The sequence below is a fragment of the Oceanimonas marisflavi genome (assembly GCF_003049725.1).
GTDB lineage: Bacteria > Pseudomonadota > Gammaproteobacteria > Enterobacterales > Aeromonadaceae > Oceanimonas > Oceanimonas marisflavi.
This window is the reverse complement of sequence record NZ_QAGM01000014.1, coordinates 1-21,255: the sequence shown is the minus strand read 5'-3', so window position 1 is coordinate 21,255 and position 21,255 is coordinate 1. Positions and strand designations below refer to the sequence as shown.

Genomic DNA, 21,255 nt, shown 5'->3' with positions numbered 1-21,255 from the left:
ATGAGCTATCAGGTTCTGGCCCGCAAGTGGCGTCCGCGCCGCTTTGGCGAGGTAGTGGGGCAGCAGCATGTGCTGACCGCCCTGATCAATGCCCTGGCCCAGGGCCGGTTGCATCATGCCTATCTGTTCAGCGGCACCCGGGGGGTGGGCAAAACCTCCATTGCCCGGCTGCTGGCCAAGGCGCTTAACTGCGAAATCGGGGTGTCGGCCGACCCCTGCGGCCAGTGCGCCAGCTGCCAGGAAATAGAACAGGGGCGTTTTGTGGATCTGCTGGAGATCGACGCCGCCAGCCGCACCAAGGTGGAAGACACCCGGGAGCTGCTCGACAATGTGCAGTATCAGCCGGCCCGGGGCCGGTTCAAGGTGTATCTCATCGATGAGGTGCACATGCTTTCCCGCCACAGCTTTAACGCCCTGCTCAAGACCCTGGAAGAGCCGCCGCCTCATGTGAAGTTTTTGCTGGCCACCACGGATCCGCAAAAGCTGCCCATCACCATTTTGTCCCGCTGCCTGCAGTTTCATCTCAAAAGCCTGGAGCCGGGCCAGATAGATCAGCAGCTGCAGCATATTCTGCAGCAGGAGCAGCTGGCGTTTGAGCCCGAGGCCACCGCGGCCCTGTCCCGGGCCGCCGACGGCAGTCTGCGGGATGCCCTGAGCCTGACCGATCAGGCGCTGGCCTTTGGCAACGGCACACTGGCACTGGCGCAGGTGGAGCGCATGCTCGGCAACCTGAACCGGGAGCAGCTGCTGGCGCTGGTGGAAGCGGTGCTGGCCGGCGACGGCGCGGCGCTGCTGGCCCGGGTGGCGGAGCTGGCCAGCCTGGGGCCGGACTATGATCATGTGCACAAGGAGCTGATTGCCTTCTGGCATCAGCTGGCGCTGGCGCAGGTGGTGCCGGCTCAGGGCATACCTTATGCCGATGAGCTGAACCGGCTGGCGCCCCTGGTGAGCCCGGATCAGATCCAGCTTTATTACCAGATCTGCCTGCAGGGCCGGAAGGATCTGCCCTTTGCCCCCGACGGCCGCTCGGCGCTGGAAATGACCCTGCTGCGCACCCTGGCTTTTGCGCCCAGGGACGCCGCTGCCATTGAGCCGGCGGCGGTCACACCGGCTCCTTCTGGTCGCCCCCGCCCGGAGCCTGCCCCGTTAAAAAAGCCTGAGCCGGTGGCCGCGCCGGCGGAAAGCGACGAGGCCATGACCGCCCGGCTGGAGCAGGAGCAGGCACAGATCTGGCAGGAGGCGGCGCGCATGGGCAGGGAGCCGGACGGCCCGGCCATGGCAGACGCGCCACCGGCACCGGCCGGCTCAGCCGGGCCGGTGGAGCAGGCTGCGCCGGTCCCGGCGGCTGAACCGGCGCCAGCTGCGCCCCGGCCGGCCGTCGCGCAAGCCGTCAATAACAAGCCCGGAACCGAGCCCGAGGTGGACACGGCCACGGCCCCCGAGCCGGCGCCGCTGGTGGATGAGGCGGCCGAGCAGGCGGCGCGTATTCGCCGGCTGCTGCAAACCCGCAACCGGCTGCTGAGCCAGGAGCGCAGTGAAACCGGTACGGCCCCGGAGCCCAAAGTGCGCACCGCCCCGGCTCGTCCGCTGGCGCCGGCCCGGCCCGCCCGTGCCGAGCCTGCGCCCATGGCCGGGCCCGTGGTGACGGAGCCGGCTCAGGTTCAGCGTGAGCAGCAGCAAAATGAGCTGCCGCCCCTGGATGCCTATCACGATCTGCCCTGGGACGACAACGACATGCCCCCCTGGGAGCCGGAAAGCACAACGGCGCCCCGGCCCTCGCCACAGCCGGTCTCTGCGGCACCCGTGAGCCCGCCGCCACGACCGGCGCCGGCCCGGCCCGACGCCGTGTCTGCACCGCCGGCGGCCGTGGCCCCGGCGGCGCCCCGGGCAAACTGGACGGTAAAGGGCGGCCCCGAGCCGCTCAGGCCGTCCCAGCTGTTGCCCCAGGCCACGGATGAATGGGCAAAACTGGTGTCGCAGCTGTCACTGGGAGGGCTGCTGCGTCAGCTGGCCATGCACAGTACCCTGGAGCAAAACGGCAGTCAGTGGCGGCTGTGGCTGCGCCCCGAGCACAAGCACCTGCTGAGCAACAAGACCCAGGCCGAGCTGGAGACGCTGATCAGTCAGCATCTGGGCCAGGCCATTCAGCTGAGTGTGACCCTGGGCGACCATGGCCAGACCCCGGCTGACGTGGAGCAACAGCTGTATCTGGCGGCCCGGGCGCGCGCCAGAGATGAAATTGAAGCCGATGATGCGGTACAATTCCTTATCTCGCGCTTTGCCGCCGAGCTGGATACCGACAGTATCGAGCCCATGGCGCCATAAGCGCTAACCTATCAACCCATCAATAAAGAGTAACGACCTATGTTTGGTAAAGGTGGACTTGGCAATATCATGAAACAGGCCCAGCAGATGCAGGAAAAAATGCAGAAGCTGCAGGAAGAGCTGGCCCAGATGGAAGTGGTGGGTGAGGCCGGCGCCGGCCTGGTAAAAGTCACCATGACCGGCAGCCACTCGGTGCGCCGGGTTGAGCTGGACGACAGCCTGCTGGAAGACGACAAGGAGCTGCTGGAAGATCTGCTGGCCGCCGCTGTTAACGACGCCGTGCGCCGGGTGGAAGAGCAGAACAAGTCCCGCATGGGCGAGCTCACCGGCGGCATGCAGCTGCCCCCGGGATTTAAAATGCCGTTCTGAGCAGTTTCTTGCTTCCGGCTCAGCAGCCCTGAGCCGGCGGTAAAAACGGCGTCGTGTGTAAACCGGCGCCGTTTTTATTTGGCCGCCGGGGTAAAAAGGAAAGTCGGTGCCGGACTTGGTTGGCAGAACATAGTGCGATAAAATGACAGTTTGATGAATTTTTTATGACAATGTTGTGCATGCCAACTTGTGATCAGGCCCTTGCAGGGCCGGCCCGGCGGTTGTTATTGACCGGGCGCTGGCGGCGGGCCGGTCATGTCGCGTTGCTGTTGCTGGCAGCCCTGTTGTTTCTTCGTGGTACGCCCACCCGGGCGGCAGAACGGCCGGTGCTGGTATATGCCCTTGCCTTCCATAACCTTCCCTTTGAATCAACCGATGCCACGGGCCAGCCCATTGGCTTTAACGTTGAGCTGATCCGCCAGATCGGCGAGTTGATGGGGTTCGAGGTGGTGTTTCAGGCCATGCCATGGGGGGATGTCATTCAGAAGCTGATGGTGGGCAAGGCCGATATGGCGGCAATGGTCATGACCCGGCCCCGCAGCTTTCTCTTTGACTTTGCCACTCCCCATCATGTGTCACCCATGTCGATTATTGTCCGCAAGGGCAATACCGATATTCATCATTTTGAGGATCTGCAGGACAAACAGGTACTGATGCTGGCCGACAGCATGGTGCACCGGGAGCTGTTTGGCAAACGTCCGGGCAATGTGCCGGTATTTGACAGCCTGACCGGCCTGCGCCGGCTGGCAGAAGGGCATCACGATGCCATGGTGGAGCTGGAAAGCACGGCCCTGTATCAGATCCGGCATCATGAGCTGTCCAACCTGGTGCTGGCCGGCTCCCTGGCCTCTCCCTACCAGTATGGTTTTGCTATTACCAAAGGCCAGCCGGCCCTTCTGGCGCAGCTTGATGAGGGTCTGCGCCGGCTGAAGCGTACTGGTCAGTTTCAGCAACTGCACGACAAATGGCTGGCCGGCGGGCTGAGGGCGGAGCAGCAAAAGCAGACGCTGCTCCGATATGCCGGCCTGCTGGTGCTGGCCCTGCTGATGCTGATTTGGGGGCTGTTTAAATGGAAAAGCGCACATACGCGCAAACTGCTTGAGCAGGCTCACCACGACCGGCTGACCGGCCTGCCCAGCCGTACCCTGCTGATGGACCGGCTGCAGCGGGCCCTGAGTCGCGCACAGCGCAATCAGACCCTGATGGCCGTTTTCTTTATTGATCTGAATGGCTTTAAACAGATTAACGATACCTTGGGCCATGCCGCCGGCGATCTGCTGCTGCAGGCCGTGGCCGGCCGGCTGCTGCAGTGTGTGCGTACGGAAGATACGGTGGCGCGTATGGGTGGGGACGAGTTTGTGATTGTGCTGGAGCAGCTTGAGCAGGCCAGTGATACCGATATTATCGCCGATCGTATTCTTGATGCCCTGCGCCAGCCATTCGACCTGAATGAGCGGCGGGTGTCGGTCAGCGGCAGCCTGGGCATCAGTCTCTACCCCCGCAATGGCACCGATGCCGAGACCCTGTTGCAACATGCCGATGAAGCCATGTATCAGGCCAAGCGGCATCGGGCCGACCGGCGTCTGTCCAACGTGATGCACCTGGTGGCGGAAAGCCCGTCTTGCGACCGGGACAAGGAGCAGCGCAACATCCGGCTGGGAGCTCCCGGCCGACCGTGATCTCCGCTGGCCAATATGGTAGATTCCGCCTGTCTTGTTGATGGTGGCCTGAGCCGCCGTCACTTTTTTTGGTTATGACTGTTCGAGTGTTGCCATGCGTTTCAGCCCGTTACTGGATGATTTAATCAAAAGCCTGCAGGTGCTGCCGGGGGTGGGCCCCAAGTCGGCTCAGCGCATGGCCTTTGCCCTGCTGGAGCGCCAGCGCGCCGGCGGCCGCCGGCTGGCCCATGTGCTGGAGCAGGCGCTCGATCATATCGGTCATTGCCGCCAGTGCCGCACCTTTACCGAAGAAGACATCTGCGCCATTTGCGCCAGCCCCAAGCGGGCGGTGAGCGGTCAGCTGTGCGTGGTGGAAAGCCCCGCCGACGTGGTGGCCATTGAGCAGACCGGCCAGTATCAGGGACGCTACTTTGTGCTGATGGGCCACCTGTCGCCGCTGGACGGGGTGGGCCCGGAAGAGCTGGGGCTGGATGTGCTGGAAAACTGGCTGGACGCTGAGCAGTTTGACGAGCTGATCCTGGCCACCAACCCCACGGTGGAAGGGGAAGCCACCGCCTACTTTATTGCCGATATCGCCCGCCGCCACGGCGTGTCGGTGAGCCGCATCGCCCACGGCGTGCCCATTGGCGGCGAGCTGGAGCTGGTGGACGGCAATACCCTCAGCCATTCCTTTATGGGCAGAAAGGCGTTCAGCGGGTAAGCCGTCAACTCAGCAGGCCATATCCCGGTACAGGGCCACGCCGGTCAGCTGTGACACTTCGTCCAGATAGGCATTCAGACCAAAACCGAACTCCAGGCCACTCACCATGGTGAGGTTGCGCAGGGTGGGGAACAGGTGAATGTCGTCCCAGCTCAGCCGTTTGTCGTCCCGCTGTGACGGCGGCAGCAGCCAGTCCAGCTTGCCGAGGGCGGCGCGCATGTCGGCCAGGTGGGCCGGGGTTTCCTGCAGTGCCTGCTCAAAGCTGTGACCCAGCATGGCGCTTTTGTTGCGGGTGAAATAGTCAATGGCTTCGGGTTTGGCGAACTCCGGCAGGGGCAGGCGCACGTCCCGGGGAAAGATCAGGTTCCACAGGGTCTGCTGGTGGCGCTCCTGCCACTGGCTGATGCGCTCGCCAAAGACGGCGGGGGCCAGGGTTTTGTCGCTCTTGCTGATAAGCAACTCCACAATGTCGGCGCTTTCGGCCATAAAGCTGCCGTCCTCTTTCTCCAGAATGGGCACGGCGTTGTAACCCACCATGCGCTCCCGGGCGGCCACGTCGTGGTTGTCGAGATACACATACTCCACCTCAAGTCCGGCGTAACCGGCGGCCATCATGGCCTTGACGCAAAACGGGCAATGATCGAACAGATACAGTTTCATGGTGTGCTCCTTGTTATCGTTGTGACAGGGCCAGGTGTGTCAGCGCCACCGGGCTGACCGAGGCCAGCGCCTGAGCGGCGCCGGGGTACTGGCTGATGACGGCGGCCCTTTCCACCAGCACGGCCCGGCAAATATGCTCCGGCGAGGCTCCGTGCAACCGCAGTTGGCTCAGGGCCAGCTGCATGGGGCCCAGGCCGGGATTAAAGGCGGCGTTTTCCAGATAGCGACCCCGGCAGACCCGGCCGTCTTTCAGCAGCAGGGTCACGCCGGCGCGATTGTTGCTGTAGGGGGCGTGGCTGGCATTGGCTTCATCCAGGGCCGTTTGTATCAGTGCATCGGCGCTGTTGCTGGTGAGGGAGCCGGGCGAAGGCGTCAGCATGCCGCCGGCAAGGCCCAGATCCGCCGGGCCAAAGGCATGGGGCAGCAGCGCGCTCAGCCGGTGGCGTTCACCGGGCAGTATGATGGTCAGATCACTCTGGTTCAGCTCCTGCATAAACTGACGGCAGTGGCCGCAGGGGCTGGCGCTGACCACCACCTTGCTGATGGTCTTTTCCCCGTGCAGGGCGGCGTGACCGATGGCAGCCTGCTCGGCATGCACGGAATGGTTCAGCGGCAGGCCGGTGAACTCCAGATTGGCGCCCAGATACCAGTGTCCCGAGCCGGCCATGGCAATGGCCCCCACGGCAAAGCCGGATACCGGCGCATGGGCCAGGCTCTGGGCCTGAGGCAGCAGCGCCAGCGCCAGCTCGTTTTCGGCAAGCCGGGTTGCCTGCCTCAGTGCCGCTATCTGGCCCGGTGTGAGCTGCAGCGGGTGTGTCAGCCCCTGTTGTTGCAGTGCCTCAGCAAGCGCGTGTGCCATGGTGTGTCTCCCGGGTCAGCCTGTCAGCCAGAGATAGAGGTGAAACAGGGGCGGCGCCAGCAGGGCGGTGACAATGCCGCACACCACCATGGCTAGGGACGAAAACGCCCCCTGGGTATTGCCCACCTCGGCGGCGGCCCCGGTGCCGATGGCATGGGCGCCGGCGCCCATGGCCAGTCCCTGGGCTTCGGGATGGTGAATACCGGCCAGGCGCATCAGCGGAAAGCCGATAATGGCCCCCATCATGCCCACTATGATCACCAGGCCGGCGGCAATGGCGGGAATGCCGCCCATGGCTTCGCTCACGCTCATGGCCAGGGGGGTGGTAATGGATTTGGTGGCCACCGAGGCCAGCAGCTCAGGGCTGGCGTGAATAAAGGTGCCAATCAGCAGGGTGGTGCCCACCGAAATCAGCACCGACAGACTGCAGCACAGCAAAATGGGCACCAGCTGGCTGCGGATTTTGGCGGCCTGCTGATAGAGCGGCAGGGCAAAGGCCACCACCGCCAGCTCCAGCAGCAGGCTGAGGGGCTCGGCGCCGGCTTCATAGTCTGCCGGATCCTGACCGGTGGCCAGCAGCAGGCCGATCACCAGCAGCGCCGGTATCATAATGGGGTTGACCAGCGGACTCTTCAGCCGGCGCGCCAGCTTGCGGGTGAGCAGGTAAAACAGCACGGTCAGCGGTATGGCCAGCCAGAACATCATGACATCATCCTCTGGTAAAGCCGGCCCACCACCAGCAGGATCAGCACCAGCCCGGTGATCGCGGCCACCAGAATAAAGCCCAGTCCTGCGCTCAGCACGTCGGCATAACCCAGCAGGCCGGCGGCCACCGGAATAAACAGCAGCGCCATGTGCCGCAAAATAAGCTGGCCGCCGTCGTGTATCCAGTCCAGCCCTATGATCTGGGTGCTCAGCAGGGTAAAGAGCAGCAGCAGACCGATAATGCTGGCGGGAAAGGCAAAGGGCAGCAGGGCGGCAATGGCCTTGCCTGCCAGCAGGCAGGCAAGGATCACCGCAAAATCACGAATAAGCTTCATATGGAAATCTTACAGGGATTGAACGTAACGGGCCACCGCCTGCAGCAGCGCCAGCCGGGTTTCATCATCCTGATGCTCGATCACCAGTTGTTCCAGCCGGTGCATATAGGGCTCGGCCCGGGCCGAGAGCTGCTCCTGACAGTGCAGGCGCCAGCGTTGCCATTCCTGCTCGTTCAGGGTGTGGGGGTAGTTGCGGGCCCGGTAGCGAAACAACAGCTCCGGCAGACGGTCATCGGTAAACTGCAGCGGCAGTTCACCCAGGGTCTCGGGCCGGCCGTCGCGTACCATGGCCATGGCGGCCTTGTCGGCGTCACCGAAAAAGCCGCTGTAGAGGGAGGTGTCGACATCGTCGTCGTTATCAAAGCCGGCGGCCTGCTGGTAGACTGCTTCGACTTTTTCCCGGATTTCCGGGTGTTTTCGTAACAAATCCAGACTTTTGCGGCATTGTGCCCGATCGATGCCCAGCTCGTCGGCGCGCTGCTCGGTCAGCGCCGCCGCCTTGGCCAGCACCGGGCATTTGTTGATGTGCACCAGCTTGAGGGGCACCGGCGGCAGCTCGCCCAGCTCGCTCTTTTTGGTATACAGGCGCTGGCGCAGAGTGTCGGCGTCCAGCTCCACCAGCGGCGAGAGATCTTTCGCCAGATCCACGCAGATCACCGCGTTGGTGTTGTCCGGGTGCCAGGCCAGGGGCGCAATCCAGCTGGCGCAGCCCTGCCAGGGAGAAAACATGCCGGACACATGCACCAGGGGCTTGCCGTTGATGATGTCGATCAGTGCCTTGACCTTGTGCTTGTTGCGCAGCTCAAACAGATAGTCAAACAGCCTGGGCTGGGCGGTTTTCAGCAGCCGGGCCAGGGCAATGGTGGCGCGCACGTCGGCCAGGGCGTCGTGCGCCTGGCCGTGGTCAATGCCGTTGGCCTGGGTCAGCCGCTCCAGTTTAAAGCTGGGCCGGCCGTCTTCGTCTTCCGGCCACTCAATGCCTTCCGGGCGCAGGGCGTAAAAGGCGCGCACCACATCCAGCAGATCCCAGCGGGAGTTGCCCTGTTGCCAGCTCCAGGCGTAGGGATCGTAAAAGTTGCGATACAGGGTGTAACGGGTGACTTCGTCGTCGAAGCGTATGTTGTTGTAACCCAGCACGCAGGTTTGCGGGTGGCTGAACTGCTGGTGAATGCGGGCAATAAAGTCCGCTTCGCACAAACCTTCCTGCTGCGCCTTTTGCGGCGTAATGCCGGTGATCAGGGTGGCTTCCGGCGAGGGCAGGTAATCGGCCGGCAGCCGGCAGTAAAACATCTGGGGCTCGCCGATTTCATTGAAGTCGGCGTCGGTGCGAATGCCGGCAAACTGCACGGGTCTGTCCTGGCTCGGGCTGACCCCGGCGGTTTCATAGTCGTAGAAGTAAAAGGTGGGCAGGTTCTGCTCGCTCATTGTTGTTATGCACCTGGCTGTGTTTGCCGTTCATTATGCGTGACTCGGGCAGGGAACCCAAGGGAATGAAGGGTAAACAAAAAAGGCCGGAGCAGCTCCGGCCTTCTGGCATCAGTCGGCGGTGTCTTCCACCGGCTCGTAGTCGTCGTCGTTGCCGCCGCTCATGGGCGAGCACAGCCGGTGCACCCGGCGCGGACCGATGACCTTGAGGTATTTCATCCACACTTTGGCATGGCGCAGCTCGGGTGTGGCCTGCTGCTGTACCTGCTCTACAAAGCGTTGCTCTTCGTCGCTCATGGGAGCGCGCTGGCCGGTATAAAGACCCAGCATGGCGTGGCCGCATTGTTCCAGCAGCTGGGCTTCGGTCACGGTGAACTCGCCACAGCGGCGCAGCCCGCGCGGGAAGTGGGTAAAGTCCTGAAACGGCTTGGCTGACTCAAAGCTCATGTGCATTCTCACTCTAACGTGGCATTGATGATCGCGGAAAGTATGGCACTCGAGCCCGGTACGCAAAATCAATTTTTTTTATGTCATGTGCAAATTTGTTTCATGAGTTTTTCGTGCACAAGCCCGGTTTATTTACTACGCAGTTTCAGTCGCATCCAGGGTCAATTCAATAAAGCGCGGGTGCTGGCGCAGGGGCTCGAACTCCTCGTCTTCTGCCGCCACATGGCGCAGGTGCACATTGTTTTCCACCGCCAGCTCCAGATCGCTCAGGGCCTGCTCTTCGTGACCCATGCCGGCGTTGGCACAGGCGCGCTGATAGAGGGCGTGGGCGTTTTGCGGATCCACCTGCATAACCCGGTTGCACAGGCTCAGGGCCCACTGGCGCTCGTTCATCATCAGGGCCGCATCGGCCTTGTGGGTGAGGGCGTCGAGATCGCCGGGCTTGATGTGCAGGATCTGATCATAAATATCCATCTTGGCCTGAGGGCTCTGCTCCTGGCTGGCCCGCAGCCAGAGCGCGTGCACTTCCTGAAATCGTTCAATTTCCCGGTAGTTTTCCGCAATAACCTTGGTTTTTCGCTGCAGTTCGCGCTCAATTTGCCGAAGCTTGCGCTCATAGGTTTCGGTGATCTGCTTCATCTGGGTTTCCACGTAATCCCGGGCGGACTTCTTTAATTCGCGCAAGGACTGCCAGCCCACGATGGCCAGCACAGAGGCGGCGCCTGCCAGCAGATAGAAGAAATAGGTCACGGTGACGTTGGCGTAGCTCATGGCCTTGTCGGCCACGCCCAGCTCTTTTTGCACCACCTCTTCCTTTACGTTGACGCGGAACTGGGCCATTTCGGTGCGCAGCGACTTCAGCTCGTCGAGTATGTAGCGTTCCATCAGGGGCGTAAGCCGGGTGCGGACCTCCTCGGTGGCCTCACCCGTTTCAGGCTCGGGCCTGGGCTCGGCGGCAACGGAAGGCAGAGACAGGCACAGCAACAGCAGGGCAGTGAAATGTTTGAGCATGGGCATACCGTGGGAGTGACAAATGTGAATTGGTTGTGAAAGCGGGGGAAAGAATACCGCGACGATCATTCGCTTTCAAATGATCATGCTGCCAGCCTTTTCTGCATGCTATTTAGGGATCTAATGAGTTTTTCGCCAGGTTGCTATTGAATTGATTGGTTCGTCCTCTGAGTAAATGGCTGCGCTGCGGCTGTGATCCTGAGGTGGGGCCGGTGAGCGCGCCAGAGCGCTGCGAGCGTGCTGGTGGCAAAGAGGGGGGTGGGCTGGTGGTGCGGATTTTTGCTGAATTTCACCTCTTTGTCAGGGTTTATTGAAAAAATTTTGCGTGTATTGTCGCCGGTTACCGATGCCGTGCCGACGGTGGGGGGTGTCGTTCAGGCCTTTGGCGACAAGGGTTTCGGGCAAAATGAGGGGGTGTGGGTGACGATAATATGGTGATAAAAAAGCATGCGGTTCAAATTAAATTCACAGAGTCCGCCTTGCAATTGATTGATGGTTTGTTAGGTTAATAAAGGAATTTTTGATTAGCTCACTAACCAAAAGAGATTAATACCAACCATTATGGACACAACAGTTGATCTACAACTTGTATTGCGACATCCCAATGCCACGGACGGTCGTAACGTCAATCTGCTGATTGAGCGCTGCAAACCCCTCGATACCAACTCCACCTACTGCAACCTGCTGCAGTGTTCGCACTTCGCCGACACCTGCATGCTGGCCGAAGACGAAGACGACGGAACCCTGCTGGGGTTTATCTCTGCCTACCGCAAGCCCGCCGAGCCGGACACCCTGTTCGTGTGGCAGGTAGCCATAGATAAACGCGCCCGCGGAGAGGGGCTGGCCCGTCGCCTGCTCGACAACCTGCTCGACGCCGACGCCTGCCAGGGCGTGCGCCGCATTGAAACCACCATTACGCCCGACAATGCGGCCTCCTGGGGGCTGTTTGACAGCCTGTCCCGGGACAGAGGCACCGGCGCCGGCAGCCGTCATGTGCTGTTTGATCAGGAGCGTCACTTCGGCGGCGACAGCAAGAGCGAGATCCTCTATCGCATTCCGCTCGCCTGAGCCCGTCTTCCCCATTTTTCGCATTTAACGATTTGAACTCGGACTTTAAGGAGTCGTGATGAGTATTTTTGACGTAATGGAATCTACCGTACAAACCTATGCCCGCTCGTTTCCGGTGGTGTTTGATCAGGCCAGAGGCGTGTGGCTGCATGACCGCAGCGGCAAGCGCTATCTGGACTTTCTGGCCGGTGCCGGCACCCTGAACTACGGCCACAACCACCCGGCCCTGAAGGAAGCCTTGATCGAGTACATTCAGCACGACGGCATTGCCCATGGCCTGGACATGCACACCGATGCCAAGGCGAAATTCCTGAGCGCCCTGCAGAGCATTATTCTCAAGCCCCGTGGTCTGGATCACGTGGCCCAGTTCACCGGCCCCACCGGCACCAATGCGGTGGAAGCGGCCATGAAGCTGGCCCGCAAGGTTACCGGCCGGGAAAACATCGTGGCCTTTACCAACGGCTTTCACGGTGTGAGCCTGGGGGCGCTGGCCGCCACCGGCAACCAGCACCATCGTGGTGGCGCCGGCACCGTGCTGGCCAATGTGACCCGTCTGCCCTATGACGGTTATGCCGGCACCGGTGAAGACAGCCTGGTGCTGTTTGAAACCATGCTGAACGACAACTCCAGTGGCCTGGACAAGCCTGCCGCCGTGCTGTTTGAAGTGGTACAGGGCGAGGGCGGTCTGAACGCCGCCTCCATGAAGTGGCTGCAGCGCCTGGAGAAGATCTGCCGCGCCCACGACATTCTGCTGATTGCCGATGACATTCAGGCCGGTTGCGGCCGCACCGGCACCTTCTTCAGCTTTGAGCCGGCGGGCATCAAGCCCGACATCATTACTCTGTCCAAGTCCCTGAGCGGCATGGGCCTGCCCTTTGCGCTGGTGCTGCTGCGTCCGGATCTGGATCAGTGGGAGCCGGGTGAGCACAACGGTACCTTCCGGGGCAACAACCACGCCTTTATCACCGCCCGCAAGGCGCTGGAAACCTTCTGGCAGGATGACGAGTTTGCCGCCGGCGTGCGCGCCAAGGGTGAGCTGCTGACCCGCCGGCTGCAAACGCTGGTGGACAAGTTCCCGCAGCTGTTCGACAGAGTGAAGGGTCGCGGCATGATGCAGGGCATTGCCTGCGTGAACGGCGACATTGCCGATGAAATTACCAGCCGCGCCTTTGAGCTGGGCCTGGTGATTGAAACCGCCGGCCCCGATGACGAAGTGGTCAAGTGCCTGTGCCCGCTGATCATCACCGAAGAAGAGCTGACCCAGGGCCTGGACTGGCTGGAGCAGGCCATTGTGAATGTGGCCGCCAAGCGCCTGAAAAAGGCGTCCTGAGCCGTCATCCCCGCACTTTTATGCAGTTTGCTGTAGGCCCCAATTTATTGGGGCACTCCATGCCCGGCTGAAGCCGGGCCTACAAAAAGCTGACGAAAACTCGAATAGTTAAAGGAAACACCATGATCGTACGTACCCTTGCCGACTGTGAGAAAACCGAACGCCGCGTTGAATCCGAGACCGGCACCTGGGAAAGCACCCGCATGCTGCTCAAAGACGACAAGATGGGCTTTTCGTTCCACATCACCACCATCTATGCCAACACCGAAACCCATATTCATTACCAGAACCACCTGGAGTCGGTGTACTGCATGAGTGGCAACGGCGAAATTGAAGATCTGGCCACCGGCAGGATTTACAAAATTGAGCCGGGCACCCTCTACATTCTCGATAAGCACGACGAGCACCTGCTGCGTGGCGGCAGCGAAGACATGAAGCTGGCCTGCGTGTTCAACCCGCCGCTCACCGGTAAGGAAGTGCACGACGCCGACGGCGTGTATCCGCTGGAAACGGAAGAAGCGGAAGGCTGAGGAAAGCGTCCGCAAGGCGAAGCATCAGCGCGGTTACCTCCGCCGACACGCTTCAGTGGTTGCCACTCACGATAAAAACCTGCTGCGAGCATACTTAATGTTCGGTCAGGCTTTTATCGTTCGTCACGGCGAGCAAGCTCGCCCCATGGGACGCTCGGCAAATGCCGTCCTTGGCATTTGACGGTCGGCTACGGCAATCCCCGCTGCTGCTTCGTCGCGCCTTTATACTTCGCACCTTTTCACTGGGCAGGGTGAGTATACCCAGGCCCACTGAAAGTGTGCGCTCCAGAATATCAAACTTTTATTTCAGGGAACGGGAGAGCAATAACGTGTTACATACGGTAGAAAAAATCGGCGGCACCTCCATGAGCCAGTATCAGGCGGTACGCGACAATATCGTGCTGTATAACCGTAAAAACGATAATTATTACCAGCGCATGCTGGTGGTGTCGGCCTTTGGCGGCATTACCGACGGCCTGCTGGAATGCAAGCGCACCGGCGCGCCCGGGGTGTATGCCACCTTTGCCGATGCCGAGGACGACAATGCCTGGGAGCAGTCGCTCGACAACGTGAGTCAGCGTATGGCGCAGATCAACGAAGAAATGTTCGGCGCCACCCCCGAGCGGGCCCTGGCCGACGCCTTTCTGCGCGAGCGTATTGCCGGCATTCGCGACTGCCTGCACCACCTGCGCCGGGTATGTGCCTTTGGCCAGTTTCAGCTGGCGGAGCAGCTGCAGACCATTCGCGAGCTGCTGGCGGCCATGGGCGAGGCCCACAGCGCCCACAATATGGTGCTGTATCTGCGCCAGAGCGGCGTGAATGCCATTCTGATGGACCTGACCGGCTGGCGCACCGACGATGCCCTGCCCCTGGATGAGGTGCTCAATGAGGCCCTGGCCCGGGTGGACCTGTCTTCCCAGCTGCCGGTGGTCACCGGTTATGCCCACTGCAAGGAAGGCCTGATGAGCAGCTTTGACCGGGGCTACAGCGAAATGACCTTCAGCCGGCTGGCGGTGCTGAGCGGTGCCCGCGAGGCCATTATTCACAAGGAATATCATCTGAGCAGCGCCGATCCGCGCCTGGCCGGCGAAGATGAGGTGATCCCCATCGGCCGTACCAACTATGACGTCACCGATCAGCTGTCCAACCTGGGGATGGAAGCCATTCACCCCCAGGCCGCCAAGGGCCTGCGCCAGCAGGGCATTCCGCTCAGGGTGCGCAACACCTTTGAGCCGGAGCACGAAGGGACGCTGATCACCACCGACTACCGCAGCCCGGCCCCCTGTGTGGAAATGGTGGCCGGTCGCCGCAACCTGTTTGCGGTGGAGCTGTTCGATCAGGACATGGTGGGCCGGGTGTCCCACTACGCCGAGGGCTTTACCGACGAGCTCGACAAGATGCACCTCAATCTGGTGGCCAAGGACATGAACGCCAACACCCTGACCTATTATCTGGCGGGCAACCGCAAGCAGGTGCGCCGGCTGGTGAGCTCGCTGCAGCGCCATTTCGACAACGCCGAGGTGACCACCCACAAGGTGTCGCTGGTGTCGGCGGTGGGCAGCGACATGAGCATTCCCGGCCTGCTGGCCCGCTCGGTGGGCGCGCTCAACAAGGCCGAAGTGCCGGTGCGCGCCGTGCATCAGTCGCTGCGGGCGGTGGAAATGCAGTTTATTGTGGACGACGAGTTCTACGAGCAGGCGGTGGTGGCCCTGCACGACGAGCTGGTGCAGACCCACGCCGACACCGTGGCCCTGGCGGTGGCGTAAATCAGGCAGAATGTACACCTAACTCGTTCCCATGCTCTGCGTGGGAACGCATATTGGTATTGAAGTCCGGTATACACTCCCACGCAGAGCGTGGGAGCGAGAAAAACGGCTGTCATGCAGATGTAGCCGCCACTTTAGTTGGCGGGGCCGGCGTCGCCGGCCTTTAAACATGGCGTCGCTGGCGGGTTTGCGCCGGCTAAAGCGGCGCCTACCATGTTCCCACTTCTTCCGTCTCCCCCCGCATTTTGGCACACTGGTCCTACTGCTTTATTTCGACGAGAACCTTTCAATGGCAAAACGTGCCTGTGCCCTGCACATACTGGTAAAAACCGAGGCCGAGTGTAAAAAACTCAAGGCGCAACTGGACAAGGGCGCCGACTTTCATCAGCTGGCCAAAAAACACTCCATTTGCCCGAGCGGCAAAAAGGGCGGCGATCTGGGGGAGTTCAAAAAGGGCGACATGGCCGGTCCCTTTGACAAGGCGGTGTTTACCGGCCCCGAGCTTAAAGTGCAGGGGCCGGTCAAAACCCGTTTTGGCTATCATCTGATCAAGGTGCTTTACCGCAGCTGACTTCTACTCACCAATCCGGATACCGCCCATGTACCTTGAGCACGTCGAGATCCGCAACTTTCTCGGGCTGAACCAGCTTTCCCTGCCCCTGGATCAGAGCACTGCCCTGATGGGGGAAAACGCCTGGGGCAAAACCAGCCTGTTCCGTGCACTGTGGCGGCTGATGGGGCGGGGGGCCTGCTGCTATGACTTTGCCGACGAAGACTTCTACCGGGTGGAAGAAGGGCAGCCGGCCGAGACGCTTTCCATTACCCTGACCTACCGGGAGCACAGGCCCGGTGTGAGCGAACATTCCGGTCGTCTGGCCCGGCTGGAGCCGGTGTGGGTGGCGCACAAGGATCGCTATCATCGCGTGCACTACCGTGCCAGTGCCCGGCGGGTGAACGGCGGTGTGATCAGTCATCATGAATTTCTCGACGGCGCCGGCAATGTCGTTGAGCTGCCCGACGCCCATGCCCTGGTGCACCAGCTGATTGAAATGAATCCGGTATTCCGGCTGCGGGACTCCCGGGGCGCGCCCCAGGATCTGCCCATCGTCAACCTCAATGGCGACTACCAGCAGCTGCTGGGCCGGCTCAGCGAGCAGCTGGCGGAAGAAGACGAGCTCAGCCGGCGGGAGATCAAGGCCGGGCTGGATGCGGTGCGCCAGCTGTTTGAACACTACTTTACGCCTCAGGGCGCCACCAGCCGGGCGCCGCGCCGGGCCCGGGACATTGCCATACACCCGGTGACCCTGAGCCAGCTGGGCCAGTTCAACGACTGGCAGCCGCTGGGGGAAGACAGCGCCCTGTCGCTGGCGCTGGCGGCGGTGGCCCGCACCATTTTGCAGGCACGGGGCGGGCGGCCCATTGAGCCCGGCGCCCGGCCCATGCTGCTGATTGAAGATCCGGAAAGCCGGCTGCATCCCACCATGCTGGCGGCCACCTGGGGCATTCTGGACCGTTTTCCCGGCCAGAAGCTGGTGACCACCAACTCCGGTGATCTGTTGTCGGCCTTTCCCCTTCATCATCTGCGCCGCCTGGTGCGGCTGGAGGAGGAAACCCGCTGCCTGGGCATTGGCAACGAACGCTACAGCGCCGAAGACATGCGCCGCATTGCCTTTCATGTGCGCATTAACCGGCCCATGTCGCTGTTTGCCCGCTACTGGCTGCTGGTGGAAGGGGAAACCGAAATCTGGCTGCTGTCGGAGCTGGCGCGCATCTGCGGTTATGTGCTGCCCGCCGAGGGCATTCGTATTATTGAATTTGCCCAGTGCGGCCACAGTCCGCTGATCAAGGTGGCGCGGGACTTCGGCATTGGCTGGCACCTGCTCACCGACGGCGACGAGGCCGGGCAGAAATACGCCCAGGGCGTGCGCAGCATGCTGCGGGGCGAGCGGGAAGGGGATCACCTGACCGTGCTGCCCCGGGCCGACATTGAGCACTTTATGTATTTCAACGGGCTGGAGCCGGTGTTTCGCCAGGAAGCCAACATTCACGACAAGCACACCCCTCCCTCGCGCATCATAGAGCGGGCCCTGAGCCGGCGCAGCAAGCCGGGCATGGCGCTGGCGCTGGTGGAGGCCATTGAACCCCACGGCCCCGAGCGAGTGCCGGTGGAGTTGCGGCGTATGTTTGCCCGCATAGTCGCACTGGCCCGCCGACAACGGTAAAATGCCCGCCGACGATTCAACGGAGGCAAACCATGACAGAATTGCTGCCGGCGCGGTTGTTCGCGCCCCTGGCTCTGAGTGCAGTAGCGGCCCTGGCGCTGCTGGTGTGGGTACTGAAAAACGGCGATCTCTGCCCCGGCCAGCGCCGGCGTATCGGTGACGGCGCCATCTCGGTGTGGGCGGTGTTCGGCCTGGCGCTGATGCTGGGGGTGGAAGCGGGCGTGCCGGCCATGATGCTGTGGCTGGGGGTTGCCACCCTGGTGGCGGGGCTGGGTACCGTGCTCTATCAGGCGCGCATGCAGGGCAAACGCAGCCTGGATGTAAGCTGGCATTATCCGGCGCTGGTGCTGGCGTTGCTCTATGCGGCCCTGGTGGGCTGGCGCATGGGCCCAGGCTGGGCGCTGCTGGCGGCGGGAGCCGGTGGCTGTGTGTTTGCCCATCTCATCATGGTGCGCGCCAAACACCGGCTGCAGGCCTTTAATGTGCTGCTGCCCCTGGCCGGCTCCGCCTTTGGCGTGATCTGGCTGCTGGCGCTGGCGGTGCGCGCCACGGCGATCACCGAGTCTGCACAGCAATCCCTGGTGATGCCCTTTGTGCAGGTGAGTGCCGCCGTGCTCATTGGCGCCCTGGTGTGGTTTTTGCCGTTGCTGCGCAAGGAGCCGACCAAACCGCCGGTGATCGCCGTTGCCGCCTTGTTAATTCTGGGCGCGCTCACCCTCGGGCAGGGCATGATCTGGCATATGGCCGGTAACATTAGTTAAACATCAAATTTTCTCGCCGGATCACAAATTTTTCTCGTTGTACTTGCGATTCGGCGCTTCCTAGAATGCGCGCCTCGAAATCCGGAGGCGCCATGCATCTTGTTCCCCTTTACACTCATCTGATCCTGCTGACCCTGGGCAATGCCTTTCTGGTGACCCTGGTGGCAGTCTATTTAAACGGCCAGGGAGCGCCAGCGGCGCAGATTGGTCTGGTTGGCGCCGCCTTTTATCTGGGCATGCTGGGTGCCAGCTTTTTTGCCGACAAACTCATTCAGCGGCTGGGTCATGTGCGCGCCCTGGTATTGTGCAGCGCCACCCTGGCGCTGGCCGCGGTGGCGCTGACCTGGACCAGCCTGCTGCCGCTGTGGCTGATGCTGCGCATGCTGGCGGGCATGGCGGCGGCGGTGAGCTTTGTGGCGGTGGAAAGCTGGGTGCTGGGAGTGGCGCCGCTGAACCGGCGCTCCAGCGCCATGGCCCGCTATATGCTGGTGTATTACTTCAGCTACGGTATCAGCCAGCTGTTTATTGACTGGATCCCGGCCGACAGCCAGGCCGCCTTCTGGCTGGCCTCGGGCCTGTGTGCCGTGGCGCTGTTGCCGCTGCGCTGGGCGCGTACGCCGGATCTGGATGCCGAGGTGGCCGCTGAAGGCGTGGCCGGCGGCAAACCGCCCCGCACCGACCGGGCCCTGGGTCTGGCCGGCTGTCTGGTGGCGGGCATGCTGCTGGGCGGCTTGTCGGCGCTGATGCCCATTCAGCTGGAGCAGCTGGCACTGGGCGATGAAGTGGGGCTGTATATGGCCTGGCTGATTTTGTGCGGCATGGCCTTTCAGCTGCCCAACGGCAGCCTGGCCGACCGGCTGGGCAAGCGTACCATGATGGGGGTGCAGACCCTGATGGTGGGGGCCGGCTGTTTGCTGGTCTGGGAATTCGGCGGCAACAGCATGCTGATCCTGGCTTTTGCCCTGGTGGGAGCGGGTGCCTTTACCCTTTATCCGACCACCATGTCCTATGCCTGCGGCAAAATGCACGGCCGGGCCCTGGTGCGCATGACCCAGAAGCTGATGTTTGCCTACAGCATCGGCTCGCTGACCGGCCCGGTGATTGCCGGCATGATGCTGGAAAAGTATCAGGCCGGGCTGTTTCTGTTCATTATTCTGCTGGTGGCCGGCTGGGCACTGTGGCTGCTGCTGGTACGCCTGGTGCTCGACAAGCCCCTGGGCGACGCGGTGTAACCGTCACCCGGTGTGCTCGATCACGTGGCGGGCAAAGCCACTGCCGGCTTCCTCATAGATATTGAACACATCATCCGCGCCCAGCTCTCGCAGCTGGGCGCCTTCTTCCGGATAACGGATAATGGCCGCCACCCGGCCCTTGAAATTGGCGTGGCGGATCTGCTCCAGCGCATACAGGTTACCGGCATGGTTGGGCATGGCCAGAAAAATGTATTCCAGCTGGCTGCCGATATTGGTTTTGTCCCAGAAGTCCGAGTCTGACGCATCGCCCTTGATCACATTGATGTTGAGCTCTTTCAGCAGCGGAATCTTTTTCTCGTCGGAGTCGATACCCACCAGCTTTTTACCCGGATGGACGCCTTCCAGCTCCATATAGGCGCCCTGGCCAATGCGACCCATGCCCACGATCAGAATATTGGCGTCGCCCAGCTGAATGGGCATGTCGTCCGGGTGCAGCCGCCTGGGATCCCGGGGAGACAGCCGGTGCATCAGCCGGCGGTAGATATTTTCGTTATTGGCGTTCAGCGGCGCCGAGGCCACAAAGGAGATGGCCAGGGCGATGGAAGCGACGATCACCCAGTCGTTGCTGAGCATGCCCTGCTGGGCCGCCAGTGCCGCGACAATCAGGCCAAATTCGGAATAGTTGCTCAGGCTCAGGGTGGCCAGCAGTGAGGTGCGCGGCCGCAGAAAACAGCGCTTGTAAAACTGGTAGTAGAGCAGGCTTTTCAGGGGCAGCACCAGCACCAGCAACAGCGAGATCCACAGGGTGTCCAGGGTGGGCATGCCATTCAGGCCGATGTTCAGGAAGAAGGCCACCAGAAACAGCTCCTTCATATTGAAGAACGACTTGGCCAGCTCCGGGGCGCTGTAGTGGGACGCCAGCATCATGCCAATGATGAGCGCGCCCAGATCGCCCTTGAGGCCCACCAGTTCAAAGCCGCCATACCCCACCACCAGTGCCAGAAAGACGGCAAACAGGGTCTGCAGCTCGCCGTGACCACAGCGTTCCAGTATGCGGCAGAACACCGGCCGCAGCAGCGGCAACAGCACGATCAGGCTCAGCGCCCAGGGACTGGGCACCTTGCCGGCGGAAATGCTGAGAAAGGCCACCGCAAACAGATCCTGCATGACCAGTACGCCGATGGCGACCACGCCATAGAAGGTGTTCATGTCGCTGCGCTCTTCCAGCACCTTGACCGCAAACACGGTACTGGAAAAACTGAGCGCAAAGGCCATCAGCATGGCCTGCTGCCAGTGCAGCTCCTGGGCCAGAGCAAAGCCCAGGGCCTTGATGCCCAGCAGCACCAGGGTAAACAGCGCGGTGGAAGACAGAATATGCCCGCAGGCGGTGCCCCAGACTTCACGCCGCAGCAGGGTCTTGATATTGAGCTTGAGCCCAATGCTGAACAGCAGCAGGGTGACCCCCAGGTTGGCCAGGGTGTCGAGGGTGGCATTGGGTTCAAAACCCATGGCGTTGAGTATGAAGCCGGCGGCCAGAAAACCGATGAGTGGCGGCAGGTCAATCAGATAGACAATGAGGCCGCAGCCAAAGGCGACAGCAATAAAAACGGGATCCATGATGTGCTTGTTATAAGTTGTAACCGACTCCTGTGGTGGAAGCTATAGTCCTTGTTCCGGCCGCACCTTGTCAACAAAGGCGGCCAGTTTGAAGCCGGTTTTTTCAAATGGAGCGGGTTTTCATCCCAGGGCGAGATCGTGAACGTTTATTGAACAAATATAGGTGGTTGACGCAGTCATCCGGCTGTGATCTTATGCTTACTTTTTAGGTCTGAATCCATGTCTCTCGACGCCTTTAAAGAGCATTTCAAGC

20 protein-coding genes are annotated in these 21,255 nt (G+C 61.6%); 12 read left to right on the top strand and 8 right to left on the bottom strand.

Annotation, left to right across the window (positions count from 1 at the left end; all coding sequences use genetic code 11):
• The 4 genes from dnaX (at position 1) to recR (ending at position 5,073) form a co-directional block, all read left to right on the top strand.
• Positions 1 to 2,325, top strand: coding sequence for a DNA polymerase III subunit gamma/tau (dnaX, locus tag DA373_RS10145; RefSeq protein ID WP_107852197.1), 2,325 nt, complete (start codon positions 1 to 3; stop codon positions 2,323 to 2,325).
• 39 nt (positions 2,326 to 2,364) lie between these two features.
• Entirely contained in the window at positions 2,365 to 2,694 is a 330-nt protein-coding gene (locus DA373_RS10140) for a YbaB/EbfC family nucleoid-associated protein (protein WP_094199681.1), read from the top strand.
• 179 nt (positions 2,695 to 2,873) lie between these two features.
• A complete protein-coding gene (locus DA373_RS10135; RefSeq protein WP_198650289.1) occupies positions 2,874 to 4,373 on the top strand; it encodes a diguanylate cyclase domain-containing protein in 1,500 nt (499 codons plus the stop codon).
• 94 nt (positions 4,374 to 4,467) lie between these two features.
• Positions 4,468 to 5,073, top strand: a complete 606-nt coding sequence (gene recR / locus DA373_RS10130; RefSeq protein ID WP_107852195.1) for a recombination mediator RecR — start codon at positions 4,468 to 4,470, stop codon at positions 5,071 to 5,073.
• Positions 5,074 to 5,082: 9 nt separating this feature from the next.
• Here recR and grxB read toward each other — a convergent pair whose 3' ends face one another.
• From grxB to DA373_RS10095, 7 genes are all read right to left on the bottom strand, one after another.
• Entirely contained in the window at positions 5,083 to 5,733 is a 651-nt protein-coding gene (gene grxB, locus DA373_RS10125; RefSeq protein WP_107852194.1) for a glutaredoxin 2, read from the bottom strand.
• A 13-nt stretch (positions 5,734 to 5,746) separates the two neighbouring features.
• Positions 5,747 to 6,592, bottom strand: coding sequence for a cytidine deaminase (cdd, locus tag DA373_RS10120; RefSeq protein WP_107852193.1), 846 nt, complete (start codon positions 6,590 to 6,592; stop codon positions 5,747 to 5,749).
• Between the two features lie 15 nt (positions 6,593 to 6,607).
• Positions 6,608 to 7,297 (bottom strand): LrgB family protein, encoded by a 690-nt coding sequence (locus DA373_RS10115; protein WP_107852192.1) that lies wholly within the window; start codon positions 7,295 to 7,297, stop codon positions 6,608 to 6,610.
• Positions 7,294 to 7,632, bottom strand: a complete 339-nt coding sequence (locus DA373_RS10110; RefSeq protein ID WP_107852191.1) for a CidA/LrgA family protein — start codon at positions 7,630 to 7,632, stop codon at positions 7,294 to 7,296. Before DA373_RS10110 ends, DA373_RS10115 begins: the two co-directional genes overlap by 4 nt.
• A gap of 9 nt (positions 7,633 to 7,641) precedes the next feature.
• Positions 7,642 to 9,057 (bottom strand): exodeoxyribonuclease I, encoded by a 1,416-nt coding sequence (sbcB, locus tag DA373_RS10105; RefSeq protein WP_107852190.1) that lies wholly within the window; start codon positions 9,055 to 9,057, stop codon positions 7,642 to 7,644.
• A 111-nt stretch (positions 9,058 to 9,168) separates the two neighbouring features.
• Positions 9,169 to 9,504, bottom strand: coding sequence for a DUF413 domain-containing protein (gene maoP, locus DA373_RS10100; protein ID WP_107852189.1), 336 nt, complete (start codon positions 9,502 to 9,504; stop codon positions 9,169 to 9,171).
• Positions 9,505 to 9,639: 135 nt separating this feature from the next.
• On the bottom strand, positions 9,640 to 10,515 hold the full coding sequence (locus DA373_RS10095) for a tetratricopeptide repeat protein (protein ID WP_107852188.1): 876 nt from the start codon (positions 10,513 to 10,515) through the stop codon (positions 9,640 to 9,642).
• A gap of 561 nt (positions 10,516 to 11,076) precedes the next feature.
• On the opposite strand from DA373_RS10095, the gene ectA reads away from it, so the two are divergent.
• The 8 genes from ectA (at position 11,077) to DA373_RS10055 (ending at position 19,424) form a co-directional block, all read left to right on the top strand.
• Positions 11,077 to 11,583: a diaminobutyrate acetyltransferase gene (gene ectA, locus DA373_RS10090; protein ID WP_107852187.1), complete on the top strand. Its 507-nt coding sequence runs from the start codon at positions 11,077 to 11,079 to the stop codon at positions 11,581 to 11,583.
• A 58-nt stretch (positions 11,584 to 11,641) separates the two neighbouring features.
• The gene (gene ectB / locus DA373_RS10085) at positions 11,642 to 12,913 is read left to right on the top strand and encodes a diaminobutyrate--2-oxoglutarate transaminase (protein WP_107852186.1); all 1,272 of its coding nucleotides are present in this window, start codon (positions 11,642 to 11,644) and stop codon (positions 12,911 to 12,913) included.
• A gap of 122 nt (positions 12,914 to 13,035) precedes the next feature.
• The gene (locus DA373_RS10080; protein ID WP_107852185.1) at positions 13,036 to 13,443 is read left to right on the top strand and encodes an ectoine synthase; all 408 of its coding nucleotides are present in this window, start codon (positions 13,036 to 13,038) and stop codon (positions 13,441 to 13,443) included.
• A gap of 329 nt (positions 13,444 to 13,772) precedes the next feature.
• The gene (locus DA373_RS10075) at positions 13,773 to 15,209 is read left to right on the top strand and encodes an aspartate kinase (protein WP_232821248.1); all 1,437 of its coding nucleotides are present in this window, start codon (positions 13,773 to 13,775) and stop codon (positions 15,207 to 15,209) included.
• A 289-nt stretch (positions 15,210 to 15,498) separates the two neighbouring features.
• Positions 15,499 to 15,780, top strand: a complete 282-nt coding sequence (gene ppiC, locus DA373_RS10070; protein WP_107852184.1) for a peptidylprolyl isomerase PpiC — start codon at positions 15,499 to 15,501, stop codon at positions 15,778 to 15,780.
• Positions 15,781 to 15,808: 28 nt separating this feature from the next.
• A complete protein-coding gene (locus tag DA373_RS10065) occupies positions 15,809 to 17,431 on the top strand; it encodes a DUF2813 domain-containing protein (RefSeq protein WP_107852183.1) in 1,623 nt (540 codons plus the stop codon).
• Positions 17,432 to 17,463: 32 nt separating this feature from the next.
• Positions 17,464 to 18,192, top strand: coding sequence for a hypothetical protein (locus tag DA373_RS10060; protein WP_107852182.1), 729 nt, complete (start codon positions 17,464 to 17,466; stop codon positions 18,190 to 18,192).
• Between the two features lie 92 nt (positions 18,193 to 18,284).
• Positions 18,285 to 19,424, top strand: coding sequence for an MFS transporter (locus DA373_RS10055; RefSeq protein WP_107852181.1), 1,140 nt, complete (start codon positions 18,285 to 18,287; stop codon positions 19,422 to 19,424).
• A gap of 3 nt (positions 19,425 to 19,427) precedes the next feature.
• Here the strand turns inward: DA373_RS10055 and DA373_RS10050 are convergent, their stop codons facing one another.
• A complete protein-coding gene (locus tag DA373_RS10050) occupies positions 19,428 to 21,002 on the bottom strand; it encodes a cation:proton antiporter family protein (RefSeq protein WP_107852180.1) in 1,575 nt (524 codons plus the stop codon).
• Positions 21,003 to 21,255: the final 253 nt, after the last annotated feature.